We start from the raw sequence: 1,116 nt of genomic DNA on the forward strand, positions 1-1,116 counted from the left end.
CTGGTTGCGAAGGCATGGCGGTAGAAGTACTCGACTTTCAACGTCGCCCAAAATGACTCGGCCATCGCATTATCCCAGCACACCCCGGTCTTACCCATCGACATCCGCACCCCTGCAGCAACGGTGGCGTCATTGAGCTTCGCACTGGTAAATTGCGTTCCACGATCAGCATGCAGCACTACCTGACCCGGCAGCTCACCACGCAACGCACGGGCCTTATCTAGGGCGGTAACTACTAAGTCCGTATCCTGCTTCGGACCCATAGAAAATCCTAAGACCCGACGCGAATGCCCATCACGAATCGCACACAGGTACACCCAGCCTTCACCACAGCGCAGATACGTAAAATCCGTTACCCACACCGCATCCAAACGGCCTTTATCCCAGGTGCGCTCGCATGAATCCCCATGCCGGCATTCGGCCTGTTTCCTGCGCCCAGAAACCCGAAAAGACCGTGTAGACAGTCCTTCAAGTCCTTGTCGTCGCATAGACCTTGCTACAGTTTTACGATCCACCACAATCCCTGCCGCGTGCAGGTCAGCAGTAATCCTCGGCGCACCATAAGTGCCACGCGACAGTTCATGAAACCACCGCACCTGCGCATCGAGATCATCGCGCCGTGCTTGGCGCTGGCCAACGATACCAAGGCGCTGAAACCAGGCATAAAACCCTGCCCTGGATACTTCCAACGCGCGTGCCATCATCATTATTGAATAGTTCGCCCTCTCTTTAGCCATTAGCTCAAACCGTTCCGGTGTTGTTGCTTGGCGGCGAAGAAGGCGCTGGCTTTTCCCAAGAACTCATTTTCAGCTTTCAAGGCAGCAACCTGCCGACGAAGGCGTGCGATCTCTGCCGCAGAATCAGCTGGGGCAGGCTGGCCACTTTGTACGGCGCTACGGCGTGCACGCTCTTTAGCCACCCATTTTCCCAGTGATTGCTCACCAAGGCCAAGCTGGTCAGCGACCGCTTTGATTGTCTGGCCGGTATCGATAACGATGCTGGCCGCATCACGGCGATACTCCTCGGTGAATCGACGTCGTTGTCCCATATGAACATCCTTCCGCAAGACCACGTGGTCCCGCTAGTTTAGGTGTCCACAACAAGAGGGTAACCCCA

At 56.0% G+C, this 1,116-nt stretch carries 2 protein-coding genes; both read right to left on the minus strand.

Translation table 11 applies throughout. The features are described from left to right. Positions 1-737 (minus strand): IS3 family transposase (locus F4V60_RS12505; RefSeq protein WP_249041622.1); only part of this gene is annotated, 737 nt, incomplete at its 3' end. Further along, entirely contained in the window at positions 737-1,048 is a 312-nt protein-coding gene (locus F4V60_RS03735; protein ID WP_075729396.1) for a transposase, read from the minus strand. The genes F4V60_RS12505 and F4V60_RS03735, both read right to left, overlap by 1 nt. Positions 1,049-1,116 lie beyond the last annotated feature (68 nt).

This window comes from Corynebacterium flavescens, assembly GCF_008693105.1.
In the GTDB taxonomy this organism is placed as follows: Bacteria; Actinomycetota; Actinomycetes; order Mycobacteriales; family Mycobacteriaceae; genus Corynebacterium; species Corynebacterium flavescens.